The following is a 12,505-nucleotide window of genomic DNA, read 5'->3' on the forward strand; positions in this document are numbered from 1 at the left end:
GCGCAGCGCGCGTAAACTACGTGCCTGCGCACTTCCTGGATGGCCCATGTTCGACACTTCCCCCCAGCTTGACTGCGGCGGCCGCGTGCTGCGGCTGGACCGTCCGCGCGTGATGGGCATCGTCAACGTCACCCCGGATTCCTTCTCTGACGGCGGCGCGCACGACACGGTGGAGGCGGCGGTCGCGCACGGCCTGCAGCTGGTCGCCGACGGCGCCGACCTGCTCGACATCGGCGGCGAGTCGACCCGCCCGGGCAGCGCACCGGTCCCGCTGGAGGAAGAGCTGCGCCGCGTCGTTCCGGTGATCGAGCAGCTCGCGCGGCAGGTCACGGTGCCGATCAGCATCGACACCTTCAAGCCCGAGGTCATGCGCGCGGCGGTGGCTGCCGGTGCCGGGATGATCAACGACATCCACGCGCTGCGCCAGGACGGTGCGCCCGCGGCCGCGGCCGAACTCGGCGTGCCGGTAGTGCTGATGCACATGCAGGGCGAGCCCGGCAGCATGCAGGACACCCCGCACTACGACGACGTGGTCGCCGAGGTGCACCGCTTCCTGGCCGACCGCATCTTCTCGGCCGAAATGGCCGGCATCGCCAAGAAGAACCTGGTGATCGACCTGGGCTTCGGTTTCGGCAAGACCACCGACCACAACATGATCCTGCTGGCGCGGTCGGAACGCTTCCTCGAGCTGGGCCTCCCGATGCTGGCCGGAATGTCGCGCAAGCGCAGCATCGGCGAGCTGACCGGGCGCGACGTCCCGCGCGAACGCGTGGCCGGTTCGGTGGCCGCGCATCTGATCGCCGCCCAGCGCGGCGCGCGCATCCTGCGCGTACATGACGTGGCCGCCACCGTCGACGCGCTCAAGGTGTGGGCGGCGGTCGACGCGGTGCCGATGCCGCGCGTGGACGCTGCCCCGGCCATGCCGCGCTGGCCGGACGAGGACTGATGGGCGCCGACCAGCGCCCGCTGGCGATCGCGGTGATGGGCCCGACCGCGTCGGGCAAGACCGCCACCGCCATCGCCCTGGCCCGGCAACTGGGCGGCGAGATCGTCAGCGTCGATTCGGCGCTGGTCTACCGCGGGCTGGATATCGGCTCGGCCAAGCCCGACGCCGCCGAACGCGCGCAGGCCCCGCACCACCTGCTGGACCTGCGCGATCCCTGGCAGACCTATTCAGCGGCCGAGTTCGCCGCCGACGCCGCGCGTGCGGTGGCTGACATCGTCGCGCGGGGGCGCATGCCTATCCTGGCCGGCGGCACCGGGCTGTATTTCCGCGCGCTGCTGCAGGGGCTGTCGCCGATGCCGCCGGCCGACCCGGCGATCCGTGCCGCGATCTCCGCCGAGGCTGCCGTGCTGGGCTGGCCGGCGCTGCACGCGCAGCTGGCGGCGATCGACCCGGCCGCCGGCGCGCGCATCCACGCCACCGACCCGCAGCGCATCCAGCGGGCGCTGGAGGTGTACCGCCTGACCGGTCGCGCCATCACCGATTGGCAGAAGGCGCCTGGCGTGGACCGGCTGCCGGTGCGCTGCCTGAAGCTGGTGCTGGCCCCGCGCGAGCGCAGCGTGCTGCACCAGCGGATTGAAACCCGCTTCGACCGCATGCTCGAACAGGGCTTCCTGGACGAAGTGCGCGCCCTGCGTGCGCTGCCGGCGATGGCGGCGGTGGCCGCGCCGCTGGACCTGCCGGCGGTGCGCGCGGTCGGCTACCGCCAGGCCTGGGAGTTCCTGGACGGGCAGGGCAGTGCCGCCGAACTCCGCGACCGGGGCATTTACGCCACCCGGCAGCTGGCCAAGCGCCAGCTCACCTGGCTGCGCGGCGAGCTTGATGCACGTTGGTTCGACCCCCATATGGATCAGGCTTCCCTGGCGGACGCCGTTTCGGCCTTTGTGGGCCGCTGAGCCACAGCGTCCGGTCCCGAGCCCGTGTACCATCGGAGATTCCGGTGGCGGGGGCCGTGGCAGTTGCCGGAAGACCATAAAAACAATAATGAGGAGTGTGCAATGTCCAAGGGGCAATCGCTGCAGGATCCGTTTCTGAATGCACTTCGGCGCGAACGCGTGCCGGTGTCGGTGTATCTGGTGAATGGCATCAAGTTGCAGGGAACGATCGAATCGTTCGACCAGTTCGTTGTCCTGCTGCGCAATACGGTCAGCCAGATGGTGTACAAGCACGCCATTTCGACCGTGGTGCCGGCACGCAATGTCCGGGTCGGTCCCGGTGGCGGCTATGTGCAGTCCAATGAAGGTGGCGCCGACGGCGCCCAGGAAGAAGACGACGTTGAATGAAGTAAGTCACTGCGGAGACGCGCGTGTTTGACCGTTCCAAGCGAGGCGAACACGCGCTCCTGATCCAGCCGCACTCCGGCCGGCTGGAAGAAGACGTGCTGGAGGAATTCACCGACCTGGCCCGTTCGGCCGGGGCCAGCATCGCGGCCACCCTGACCGCGCGGATCGACCGCCCAAACGCGTCGATCCTGATCGGTACCGGCAAGCTGGACGAGATCAAGGCGGCCGCCGAGGCCACCGGCGCCGACCTGGTGCTGGTCAACCATGCCCTGTCGCCGTCGCAGGAGCGCAACCTGGAGAAGTTCCTGGAGCGCCGGGTGATCGACCGCACCGGCCTGATCCTGGACATCTTCGCCCAGCGTGCGCACAGCCACGAAGGCAAGCTGCAGGTGGAACTGGCGCAGCTGCGCCACATGTCCACGCGGCTGATCCGCGGCTGGACCCACCTGGAGCGCCAGCGCGGCGGTTCCATCGGCCTGCGTGGGCCGGGTGAAACCCAGCTGGAAACCGACCGCCGCCTGCTGCAGAAGCGGGTCGAACAGCTGCAGAAGCGACTGGAAAAGGTCGAAGTACAGCGCACCCAGATGCGCCGCGCCCGCGTGCGCAGCGAACTGCCTCGCGTGGCGCTGGTGGGTTACACCAATGCCGGCAAGTCGACCCTGTTCAACGCGCTGACCGGCGCCGAGGCGTATGCGGCCGACAAGCTGTTCGCCACCCTGGACCCGACCGTGCGCCGCATCGCGGTGCCGGGCGGCAATGTGGTGCTGGCCGATACCGTCGGGTTCGTCCGCGACCTGCCGCACGAGCTGGTGGCCGCGTTCCGCGCGACCCTGAGCGAAGCGCGCGAGGCCGACTTCCTGCTGCACCTGGTCGACGCCGCCGATCCGCATCGCGAGGAACGTATTGCCCAGGTCGATGAAGTGTTGAACGAAGTCGGCGCCGGCGAACTGCCGCAGATGCTGGTGTTCAACAAGATCGACCGGATCGAGGGCAGCGAAGTCCGCCACGACGGCCAGGACGGCATTCCCGATACCGCGCGTCGCGAGCGCGTCTGGATCTCGGCGCGCGATGGCCTCGGCCTGGACCTGCTGCTGTCGGTGCTGGGCAAGCGCCTGGGCCTGCAGCACGTCAGCGGCGACCTGCGCCTGCCGCCGTCGGCCGGCCGCCTGCGCTCGCGCCTGCACCAGCTGGAAGTGGTGCGTGGCGAAACCGCCGACGAGGACGGCTGGCTGCTGCAGGTCGAGATTCCGATCGCCGAAGCCGAGAAGCTGGCCGCAGGCGATGACGGTGCGCCGATCCGTGCGATGTTGCCGGAAAAGGTGCCTGAATGGTGACTTCGGTTCCCACCGACGCGCAGCTTTCCGACCTCGCGCGCGAGGTCGGTCAGCGCCTGCAGCAGGCCTCGCTCCAACTGGTCACTGCCGAAAGCTGCAGCGGCGGCTGGATCGCCAAGGCGATGACCGACATCGCCGGCTCCTCGGCGTTCTTCGACTGCGGCATGGTGGTCTACAGCTACGAGGCCAAGCAGCGCCTGCTCGGCGTGCGTGCGCAGACCCTCGAGCAGTTCGGCGCAGTCAGCCGCGAAACCGTGCTTGAAATGGTTTCCGGCGCGCTGGTCAATTCCGGCGCCGGCATGGCCGTTGCGGTCACCGGCATTGCCGGCCCTGGCGGTGGCAGCCCGGACAAGCCGGTTGGCAGCGTCTGGATCGGCTGGAAGCAGCGCGGTGGCTATGCCCGCGCGCAGCTGTTCCAGTTCGACGGCGACCGCGACGCGATCCGCCGCCAGACCGTGCTGCAGGCACTGACGGGAATTTTCCCGGCGGTGTGACATCCTTCACCCGGGTTGTCGAACGAGGGTGCACCGATGTGGGAAACGCTGGGAACCGTCCGTGACCTGGGGCGCCTGCAGGAAATCGCCTCGGTCCTGATCCGCTACGGCTTCGGCGACCTGGTGCGCCGGATCGGCCTGGCTGACGTGCTCGAACGCGCCGGCCGGCTGCTGCACTGGAACGACACCCAGCAGATCCTGCGCATGACCGCCCCGGTCCGCGTGCGCCGGGCGATGGAAGACCTCGGCCCGACCTTCGTCAAACTCGGCCAGGTGCTGGCCACCCGCGTCGACCTGTTCCCGCCGGACTGGATCGCCGAGTTCTCCGAGCTGCAGAACGCGGTACCGGCCTTGCCGTATGCGCAGGTCCGCGAGCAGCTGGAACACGACCTTGGCGCGACGGCGCATGAGGTCTTCGCCTGGCTGGACGAAACCCCGATGGCGGCCGCGTCGCTCGCCCAGGCCCACCGGGCCACCCTGCACGACGGCAGCGCGGTGGTGCTGAAGATCCGCCGCCCCGGCATCCGCGAGGTGATCGAAGCCGACCTGCGCCTGCTGGCACGGCTGGCGGACATCGTCGAAGCGCGGCTGCCCGACCTGCAGCGCTACCGCCCGGCTGAAGTGGTGCAGCAGTTCCAGGTCTCGCTGCGGCGTGAGCTGGATTTCGCCGCCGAATGCCGCAATGCCGAGCGCATCGCGCGCAACTTCGCCGGCCGCAACGACATCCTGATCCCCAAGGTGCATTGGCAGTGGACCTGCGAGAGCCTCAACGTGCAGGACTTCGTCGACGGCATCCCCGGGCGCGACCTGGCCGGCGTCGATGCGGCCGGTCTCGACCGTGTCCGGCTTGCACGCACCGGAGCCCGCATCGTGCTGAAGATGGTGCTGGAGGACGGCTGTTTCCACGCCGACCCGCACCCGGGCAACATCATCTACCTGCGTGACGGCCGCATCGGCGTGATCGACTTCGGCATGGTCGGCGCGATCTCCGAACAGCGCCGCTTCCAGGTCGCGCAGCTGCTGCATGGCCTGGTCGGGCAGGAGCCGGAGGCGGTCACCGACGTGCTGCTGGACTGGTCCGGCGGCGGCGACGTCGACGAATCGCGCCTGCAGCAGGACATCAGCGCCTTCGTCGACCAGTACCGCGGGGTGCCGCTGAAGGACCTGCACATGGGCCTGATGCTGGGCAACATCACCCAGATCCTGCGCCAGTACGCGCTGACCCTGCCGGCCGACCTCGCGCTGATGATCAAGACCTTCCTGACCCTGGAAGGCATGGGCCGCCAGCTCGACCCGCAGTTCGACATGGCCACCGCCGCGCGCCCGTTCCTGGAGCGGGTGATGTGGCAGCGCTTCGCCCCGTCGGCGCTGCTCAAGCGCGGCAAGCGCAGCGTGGCCGGCCTGCTCGACCTGGCCGGCGACCTGCCGCGCGACGTGCGCCAGCTGGTGCAGATGGCGCGCCGCGGGCGGCTGCAGTTGAAGGTGGAGACCACTGCGCTGCAGGGGTTTGGGGAGCAGGTCAACCGGGCGGCGAACCGGCTGGTGGTCGGGATCGTGACCGCCGCGCTGATCATCGGCTCGTCGATCGTGATGCACAGCGTGGGCGGGCTTTCCAGCCGATGGCTGCTGGCGTTGGGGGTGGCGGGGTTCGTGGGGGCGGGGTTCTGCGGGGTGTGGATATTGTTTTCGATCTGGCGGAGTGGGCGGGGACCGTAATGGGGGTCATGAACCTCTGACGGGTGGCTTCGGTTCGTCTAAACGTCGGATGGTCGGCGGCCAAGGTGGGGCATGGATACGGACGCATGCCTTCGCTTTTTTGTGTCGGCACTTGTAGAAACGACGCGTTAGTAGTATTACTACTAACCATGGACCTTACCGACACCCAGCAGGCGATCCTGCAGTTGATCGCCGAGCGTATCGAGACCGACGGCGCGCCGCCGTCGCAGACGGAAATCGCCCGTGCGTTCGGCTTCAAGGGCGTCCGGGCCGCGCAGTACCACCTGGAAGCGCTGGAACAGGCCGGGGCGATCCGTCGCATTCCCGGCCAGGCGCGCGGTATCCGGCTGGTCCAGGCGCCACCGCTGCAGGACGGCCTGCCGGGCGCGCTGGCGGTGCCGGCGCTGCCCGACCACGTGCTTCGCCTGCCGGTGCTGGGCCGGGTCGCCGCCGGCCTGCCGATCGGCGCGGACATCGGCTCGGACGACTTCGTGGTGCTGGACCGGGTGTTCTTCTCGCCCGCGCCGGACTACCTGCTCAAGGTCCAGGGCGACTCGATGATCGACGAAGGCATCTTCGACGGCGACCTGATCGGCGTCCATCGCACCCGCGACGCCCGCTCGGGCCAGATCGTGGTGGCCCGCATCGATGACGAGATCACCGTCAAGCTGCTCAAGATGGGCAAGGACCGGATCCGGCTGCTGCCGCGCAACCCGGACTACCAGCCCATCGAAGTCCTGCCCGACCAGGACTTCGCCATTGAAGGGCTCTACTGCGGGCTGCTGCGCCCGAACCGCTGATCCCTTCAACGCGCGAAATGCACGGTCTTTTGTGGCGATTCTCTGGTTCTGCTGAGGTTGGTACGGATGTCCGATAATTTTTTTCCGAATGCCGGGCAGAATCTCAGCCTGTGCGATACGCCAACTTTAAAGTGACCCCGTGGCCAAGAAGACCTCCAAAGACAACACCTCCAACGACATGACCTCTGCAAGGACCAATCCGATGGACGAGAACAAGAAGCGCGCCCTCACCGCCGCCCTGAGCCAGATCGAAAAGCAGTTCGGCAAAGGTTCGGTCATGCGCATGGGCGACCGCGTCATCGAAGCCGTCGAGGCGATCCCGACCGGCTCGCTGATGCTCGACATCGCGCTCGGTATAGGCGGCCTGCCCAAGGGCCGTGTCGTGGAGATCTACGGTCCGGAATCCTCGGGCAAGACCACCCTGACCCTGCAGGCGATTGCCGAATGCCAGAAGAAGGGCGGCACCGCGGCCTTCATCGACGCCGAGCACGCCCTGGACCCGATCTACGCCGCCAAGCTGGGCGTGAACGTGGACGACCTGCTGCTGTCCCAGCCGGACACCGGCGAGCAGGCGCTGGAAATCGCCGACATGCTGGTCCGTTCGGGCTCGGTGGACATCGTGGTGGTCGACTCGGTCGCCGCGCTGACCCCCAAGGCCGAAATCGAAGGCGAAATGGGCGACCAGCTGCCGGGCCTGCAGGCCCGCCTGATGAGCCAGGCGCTGCGCAAGCTGACCGGCAACATCAAGCGCTCCAACACCCTGGTGGTGTTCATCAACCAGCTGCGCATGAAGATCGGCGTGATGATGCCGGGCCAGAGCCCGGAAGTGACCACCGGCGGCAACGCGCTGAAGTTCTACGCCTCGGTCCGGCTCGACATCCGCCGCATCGGCGCGATCAAGAAGGGCGACGAGATCATCGGCAACCAGACCAAGATCAAGGTCGTCAAGAACAAGCTGGCGCCCCCGTTCAAGCAGGTCATCACCGAGATCCTGTACGGCGAAGGCATCAGCCGCGAAGGCGAACTGATCGACATGGGCGTGGAAGCCAAGCTGGTCGAGAAGGCCGGCGCCTGGTACAGCTACGGCGAAGAGCGCATCGGCCAGGGCAAGGACAACGCCCGCGGTTACCTGCGCGACAACCCGCAGGTGGCCCAGCGGCTGGAAGCGGAGCTGCGCGAGAAGTTCCAGCCGGCCGAAGCCGCCCGTGAGGCCGGCGACGACGAAGGCGACGACGAAGAGTGAGTTTCCTGCGGGGCAGGGCGGCGCCGTCAGTGACGCTCGCCCTGTCCCGCAGTTTCAGTACCAGAGGCTGCCATGTTCGACTCCGATGCCCCGGAACCCGGCCGCAGGAAGCGCCGCGTACGTGAACAGACCCCCGTCCAACGGGCGCTGGGGTTGCTGGTCCGCCGGGAGCACTCGCGCAAGGAACTGACCCGCAAGCTCACCGCGCGCGGCATCGAGACCGAGGCCGCCACCGCGGCGGTGGAGAAGCTGACCGAGGCCGGCTGGCAAGACGACACCCGCTTTGCCGAGAACCTGGTCCGCATGCGCGCCAATACCGGCTACGGACCGCTTCACATTCGTGCCGAACTCGGCACCCATGGGCTGGACAGCGAGCAGATCGCTGCGGCCATGGACACCTTCGAGGGCGACTGGACCGACAACGCCCGCGACCTGGTCCGCCGACGTTTCGGCGAGGCCGGCCCGCAGGAGCTGGCGCAGCGCCGCAAGGCGGCCGATCTGCTGGCCCGCCGGGGGTTCGACGGCGACAGCATCCGCCGGGCCACCCGATTCGATCCCGAAGATTAAGGCCGGGCACGCGCCGCGTGTCCCCATGCCCCGGGCCTGTTACCCTTGGTGGTTTCGGCGGTCCTGTAGGTGACACCCGGCCATAGGGGCCGCGTGCCAGGGGCCGACCGGCCCGCAGACAGCCAGCCCCCCATGACCGAATCCGCCAAATTCACCACCTCCCAGATCCGCAGCGACTTCCTTGAGTTCTTCAAGGGCAAGGGCCACACCATCGTGCCGTCGGCGCCGCTGGTGCCGGGCAACGACCCGACCCTGCTGTTCACCAACTCCGGCATGGTGCAGTTCAAGGACGTGTTCCTTGGCGCCGAGAAGCGCAGCTACGTGCGCGCGGCCGACGTGCAGCGCTGCCTGCGCGCCGGCGGCAAGCACAACGACCTGGACCAGGTCGGCTACACCGCGCGCCACCACACCTTCTTTGAAATGCTGGGCAACTGGTCGTTCGGCGACTATTTCAAGAAGGACGCCATCGCCTGGGCCTGGGAGCTGCTGACCCAGGTCTGGAAGCTGCCGGCCGACCGCCTGCTGGTCACCGTCTACCAGACCGACGACGAGGCCTACGCGCTGTGGCGCGACATGGTCGGCATTCCGGAAGAGCGCATCGTGCGCATCGGCGACAACAAGGGTGCGCCGTTCGCATCGGACAACTTCTGGCAGATGGCCGACACTGGTCCGTGCGGCCCGTGCACCGAGATCTTCTACGACCACGGTGCCCACATCGCCGGTGGCCCCCCGGGCTCGCCGGACGAAGACGGCGACCGCTACATCGAAATCTGGAACCTGGTGTTCATGCAGTTCGACCGCCAGCCCGACGGCAGCCTGGTGCCGCTGCCGGCGCCGTGCGTGGACACCGGCATGGGCCTGGAGCGCCTGGCCGCGATCCTGCAGCACGTGCACACCAACTATGAAATCGACCTGTTCCAGGCGCTGATCCGCAAGGCCAGCGAACTGACCGGCATGGCCGACCTGGAGAACAAGTCGCTGCGCGTGATCGCCGATCACATCCGCGCGTGTTCGTTCCTGATCGTCGACGGCGTGCTGCCGTCCAACGAAGGCCGTGGCTACGTGCTGCGCCGGATCATCCGTCGCGCGCTGCGCCATGGCTGGATGCTGGGCGTGCGCCAGCCGTTCTTCAGCAAGCTGGTGCCGACCCTGGTCGAGCAGATGGGCGAAGCCTACGCGGAACTGCCGGCCCAGGCCGACACCGTGGTGCGTGCGCTGCAGGCCGAAGAAGAACGCTTCGCGCAGACTCTCGACTCGGGCATGAAGATCTTCGACGACGTGGCGGCGCAGGTGACCAATGGCGTCATCCCGGGCGTGGATGCCTTCCGCCTGTACGACACCTATGGCTTCCCGCTCGACCTGACCCAGGACATCGCGCGCGAGCGCGATCTGACCGTCGACATCGACGGCTTCAATGCCGCGATGGAAAAGCAGCGCGATGATGGTCGCAAGGGCGGCAAGTTCGGCGGCGGCGTGACCCTGTCGGCCGAGCTGGTCGCGACCCTGACGCCGACCGTGTTCCTCGGCTATGACCGCCTGCAGGCCGACGGCCTGACCGTGGTCGCCCTGCTCAAGGACGGCCGCCCGGTCGACAGCGCGCAGGCCGGTGACGAGCTGATCGTGCTTACCGACAAGACCCCGTTCTACGCCGAATCCGGCGGTCAGGTCGGCGACACCGGCCAGCTGCTCGGCAACGGTGCGCAGCTGCAGATCACCGACACGCAGAAGTTCGCCGGCCAGTTCCATGGCCATGTCGGCACTCTGGCCCAGGGCAGCCTGAAGGTGGGCGACGTGCTCAGCGGCCAGGTCGATGGCCAGCGCCGCGGCGCCACCATCCTCAATCACTCGGCCACCCACCTGCTGCACGCCGCCCTGCGCGAAGTGCTCGGCACGCATGTGCAGCAGAAGGGCTCGCTGGTTGCGCCGGACCGCCTGCGCTTCGACTTCTCGCATTTCCAGCCGATCAGTGCCGACGAACTGGTGGTGATCGAGCGCAAGGTCAACGAGCAGGTTCGTGCGAACAACGCCGCCGAAGTGCACAACATGGCCATGCAGGAAGCGCTCGATTTCGGCGCGATGGCCCTGTTCGGCGAGAAGTACGGCGAAAACGTGCGCGTGCTGAAGATGGGCGACTATTCCACCGAACTGTGCGGTGGCACCCACGTGTCGCGCACCGGCGATATCGGCCTGTTCAAGATCACCTCCGAAGGCGGTGTGTCCTCGGGCGTGCGTCGCATTGAAGCCGTGACCGGGCAGGGCGCATTGGATTACGTGGCGCACGAAGAAGCGCAGCTGGCCGAAGCCGCCGCGCTGCTCGGCGGCAACGTCGGCGAGGTGGTCGACAAGATCCGCCAGCTGGCCGAACGCCAGAAGAAACTGGACCGCGAACTGGAGTCGCTCAAGGCCAAGCAGGCCGCCGGCGCGACCTCGGATCTCGGTTCCAGCGCAGTTGAGGTCAAAGGCGTCAAGATTCTGGCCGCGCGTCTGGAAGGTTTCGACGCCAAGGCACTGCGTGAAGCGATCGACCGCCTCAAGCAGCAGCTGGGCGATACGGTGATCGTGCTGGCCGGTACCCAGGACGGCAAGGCCGCCCTGGTGGCAGGCGTGAACGGCAGCGCAACCGGCAAGGTCAAGGCCGGGGAACTGTTGTCCCACATCGCCGGTCAGATCGGAGGCAAGGGCGGCGGCCGCCCGGACCTCGCCCAGGGTGGTGGTGAGGACGGGCCCGCCCTTGCTTCTGCACTGGCGGCTGTCGTGGACTGGGTCACCCCGCGTATCTGAACGCCTGAAGCCTCCTGCTCCTTGATGGCTCGGGAGGCCTGACGGTACTATGGCTAATCCTTTCCCTTTGTCGTGTGGCGTACCCCAAGGGCGCGCCGAGCCGGTGGGGAAAATCCACCGGTTCCCTGGAGACTTGCAAAAATGTTGATCCTGACTCGCCGTGTTGGCGAAACCCTGATGATCGGTGACTCGGTCAGCGTGACCGTGCTCGGCGTCAAGGGCAACCAGGTGCGTATCGGTATCACCGCTCCGAAGGACGTGGCCGTGCACCGCGAAGAGATTTACCAGCGCATCCAGCGCGGCGACGAGCCGAATGCATCGGGAAGTGAAAATTCTTCCGATTAAGGCTTTACGTTGGGGTGTGAAAAACGTTATTCTTCGCGCCCCCGCTGAGAAGAAACACGCAGCGGCAGGACCAGATCTGGAGCGGTGCCCGAGTGGCTGAAGGGGCTCCCCTGCTAAGGGAGTATACGGCCAAAAACTGTATCGAGGGTTCGAATCCCTCCCGCTCCGCCAGTAGTAGAAAAGGCCTTCGTACGCGAGTACGAAGGCCTTTTTCTTTTACCGCTTGCCGCGATTACAGCGGCAGGTCGAACACCAGTACTTCGGCATCATTGGCGTTCTCCAGCACCACCTGCGACTCGTCGGTGATCTGCAGCGCGTCGCCGGTATCCAGGGTGATGCCATTGACCTGCAGCTGGCCACGGGCCACCTGTACATAGGCGCCACGCTTCGCGCCGAGGGCAAGGTGCGCGCGCTCGTCGCCGTCCAGGATCGTCGCGTAGATGTTGGCGTCCTGGTGGATCAGCAGCGAGCCGTCGCGGCCGTCCTTCGAGGCGATCAAGCGCAGCTGGCCGCGCTTGGCCTCCGGGGCGAAGTGGGTTTCCTGGTAGCTCGGGGTGATGTTCTCGGTATCGGGGAAAAGCCAGATCTGCAGGAAGTGCACGGTCTCGTCGGCCGAGTGGTTGAATTCGCTGTGGCTGACCCCGCTGCCGGCGCTCATGCGCTGCACGTCGCCGTAGCGCAGCACCGAGCCGGTGCCCATCGAGTCCTTGTGCTCCAGCGCACCGCCAAGAACGTAGGAGACGATCTCCATGTTGCTGTGGCTGTGGGTGCCAAAGCCCTGGCCGCCGATCACCTTGTCCTCGTTGATCACCCGCAGCGGGCCGAAGCTGGTGTAGCGCGGGTCGTAGTAGTTGGCGAAGGAGAAGGTGTGCTGGGAGTTCAGCCAGCCATGGTTGGCCTGGCCACGGGTAGCGCTCTTGCGGATCTGCAGCATGGTGG

At 67.3% G+C, this 12,505-nt stretch carries 12 protein-coding genes and 1 tRNA gene; 12 read left to right on the forward strand and 1 reads right to left on the reverse strand.

What is annotated here, in order from left to right; all coding sequences use genetic code 11:
- Positions 1 to 46 precede the first annotated feature (46 nt).
- From folP to PDM28_RS07330, 12 genes are all read left to right on the forward strand, one after another.
- A complete protein-coding gene (gene folP, locus PDM28_RS07275; protein ID WP_311184305.1) occupies positions 47 to 946 on the forward strand; it encodes a dihydropteroate synthase in 900 nt (299 codons plus the stop codon).
- Positions 946 to 1,899, forward strand: coding sequence for a tRNA (adenosine(37)-N6)-dimethylallyltransferase MiaA (gene miaA, locus PDM28_RS07280; RefSeq protein ID WP_311184306.1), 954 nt, complete (start codon positions 946 to 948; stop codon positions 1,897 to 1,899). The genes folP and miaA overlap by 1 nt, the downstream gene beginning before the upstream one ends.
- A gap of 102 nt (positions 1,900 to 2,001) precedes the next feature.
- A complete protein-coding gene (hfq, locus tag PDM28_RS07285; RefSeq protein WP_068850887.1) occupies positions 2,002 to 2,286 on the forward strand; it encodes an RNA chaperone Hfq in 285 nt (94 codons plus the stop codon).
- Positions 2,287 to 2,309: 23 nt separating this feature from the next.
- On the forward strand, positions 2,310 to 3,620 hold the full coding sequence (hflX, locus tag PDM28_RS07290; protein ID WP_311184307.1) for a ribosome rescue GTPase HflX: 1,311 nt from the start codon (positions 2,310 to 2,312) through the stop codon (positions 3,618 to 3,620).
- Complete coding sequence (locus PDM28_RS07295) at positions 3,614 to 4,114, forward strand: CinA family protein (protein WP_102945775.1); 501 nt, start codon at positions 3,614 to 3,616, stop codon at positions 4,112 to 4,114. The genes hflX and PDM28_RS07295 overlap by 7 nt, the downstream gene beginning before the upstream one ends.
- Before the next feature lie 36 nt (positions 4,115 to 4,150).
- Positions 4,151 to 5,830, forward strand: coding sequence for a 2-polyprenylphenol 6-hydroxylase (ubiB, locus tag PDM28_RS07300; protein WP_311184308.1), 1,680 nt, complete (start codon positions 4,151 to 4,153; stop codon positions 5,828 to 5,830).
- 149 nt (positions 5,831 to 5,979) lie between these two features.
- The gene (gene lexA, locus PDM28_RS07305) at positions 5,980 to 6,630 is read left to right on the forward strand and encodes a transcriptional repressor LexA (RefSeq protein WP_102945773.1); all 651 of its coding nucleotides are present in this window, start codon (positions 5,980 to 5,982) and stop codon (positions 6,628 to 6,630) included.
- A 202-nt stretch (positions 6,631 to 6,832) separates the two neighbouring features.
- A complete protein-coding gene (gene recA, locus PDM28_RS07310; RefSeq protein ID WP_102945772.1) occupies positions 6,833 to 7,873 on the forward strand; it encodes a recombinase RecA in 1,041 nt (346 codons plus the stop codon).
- Positions 7,874 to 7,945: 72 nt separating this feature from the next.
- Positions 7,946 to 8,440 (forward strand): recombination regulator RecX, encoded by a 495-nt coding sequence (gene recX, locus PDM28_RS07315; RefSeq protein ID WP_102945771.1) that lies wholly within the window; start codon positions 7,946 to 7,948, stop codon positions 8,438 to 8,440.
- Positions 8,441 to 8,572: 132 nt separating this feature from the next.
- Complete coding sequence (alaS, locus tag PDM28_RS07320) at positions 8,573 to 11,221, forward strand: alanine--tRNA ligase (RefSeq protein ID WP_311184309.1); 2,649 nt, start codon at positions 8,573 to 8,575, stop codon at positions 11,219 to 11,221.
- A 141-nt stretch (positions 11,222 to 11,362) separates the two neighbouring features.
- On the forward strand, positions 11,363 to 11,566 hold the full coding sequence (gene csrA / locus PDM28_RS07325; RefSeq protein ID WP_019183311.1) for a carbon storage regulator CsrA: 204 nt from the start codon (positions 11,363 to 11,365) through the stop codon (positions 11,564 to 11,566).
- Positions 11,567 to 11,644: 78 nt separating this feature from the next.
- Positions 11,645 to 11,737 (forward strand) — tRNA-Ser (locus tag PDM28_RS07330).
- Between the two features lie 61 nt (positions 11,738 to 11,798).
- On the opposite strand, the gene PDM28_RS07335 is transcribed toward PDM28_RS07330, so the two are convergent.
- The gene (locus PDM28_RS07335; protein WP_070207288.1) at positions 11,799 to 12,500 is read right to left on the reverse strand and encodes a pirin family protein; all 702 of its coding nucleotides are present in this window, start codon (positions 12,498 to 12,500) and stop codon (positions 11,799 to 11,801) included.
- Positions 12,501 to 12,505 lie beyond the last annotated feature (5 nt).

Origin of the sequence: Stenotrophomonas aracearum, assembly GCF_031834615.1 — a bacterium.
In the GTDB taxonomy this organism is placed as follows: domain Bacteria; phylum Pseudomonadota; class Gammaproteobacteria; order Xanthomonadales; family Xanthomonadaceae; genus Stenotrophomonas; species Stenotrophomonas aracearum.

Coding starts and splice junctions, on each gene's coding strand:
- folP (WP_311184305.1), top strand. CDS start 47: ATGTTCGACACTTCCCCCCAGCTTGACTGCGGCGGCCGCGTGCTGCGG.
- miaA (WP_311184306.1), top strand. CDS start 946: ATGGGCGCCGACCAGCGCCCGCTGGCGATCGCGGTGATGGGCCCGACC.
- hfq (WP_068850887.1), top strand. CDS start 2,002: ATGTCCAAGGGGCAATCGCTGCAGGATCCGTTTCTGAATGCACTTCGG.
- PDM28_RS07295 (WP_102945775.1), top strand. CDS start 3,614: ATGGTGACTTCGGTTCCCACCGACGCGCAGCTTTCCGACCTCGCGCGC.
- ubiB (WP_311184308.1), top strand. CDS start 4,151: ATGTGGGAAACGCTGGGAACCGTCCGTGACCTGGGGCGCCTGCAGGAA.
- lexA (WP_102945773.1), top strand. CDS start 5,980: ATGGACCTTACCGACACCCAGCAGGCGATCCTGCAGTTGATCGCCGAG.
- recA (WP_102945772.1), top strand. CDS start 6,833: ATGGACGAGAACAAGAAGCGCGCCCTCACCGCCGCCCTGAGCCAGATC.
- recX (WP_102945771.1), top strand. CDS start 7,946: ATGTTCGACTCCGATGCCCCGGAACCCGGCCGCAGGAAGCGCCGCGTA.
- alaS (WP_311184309.1), top strand. CDS start 8,573: ATGACCGAATCCGCCAAATTCACCACCTCCCAGATCCGCAGCGACTTC.
- csrA (WP_019183311.1), top strand. CDS start 11,363: ATGTTGATCCTGACTCGCCGTGTTGGCGAAACCCTGATGATCGGTGAC.
- PDM28_RS07335 (WP_070207288.1), bottom strand. CDS start 12,500: ATGCTGCAGATCCGCAAGAGCGCTACCCGTGGCCAGGCCAACCATGGC.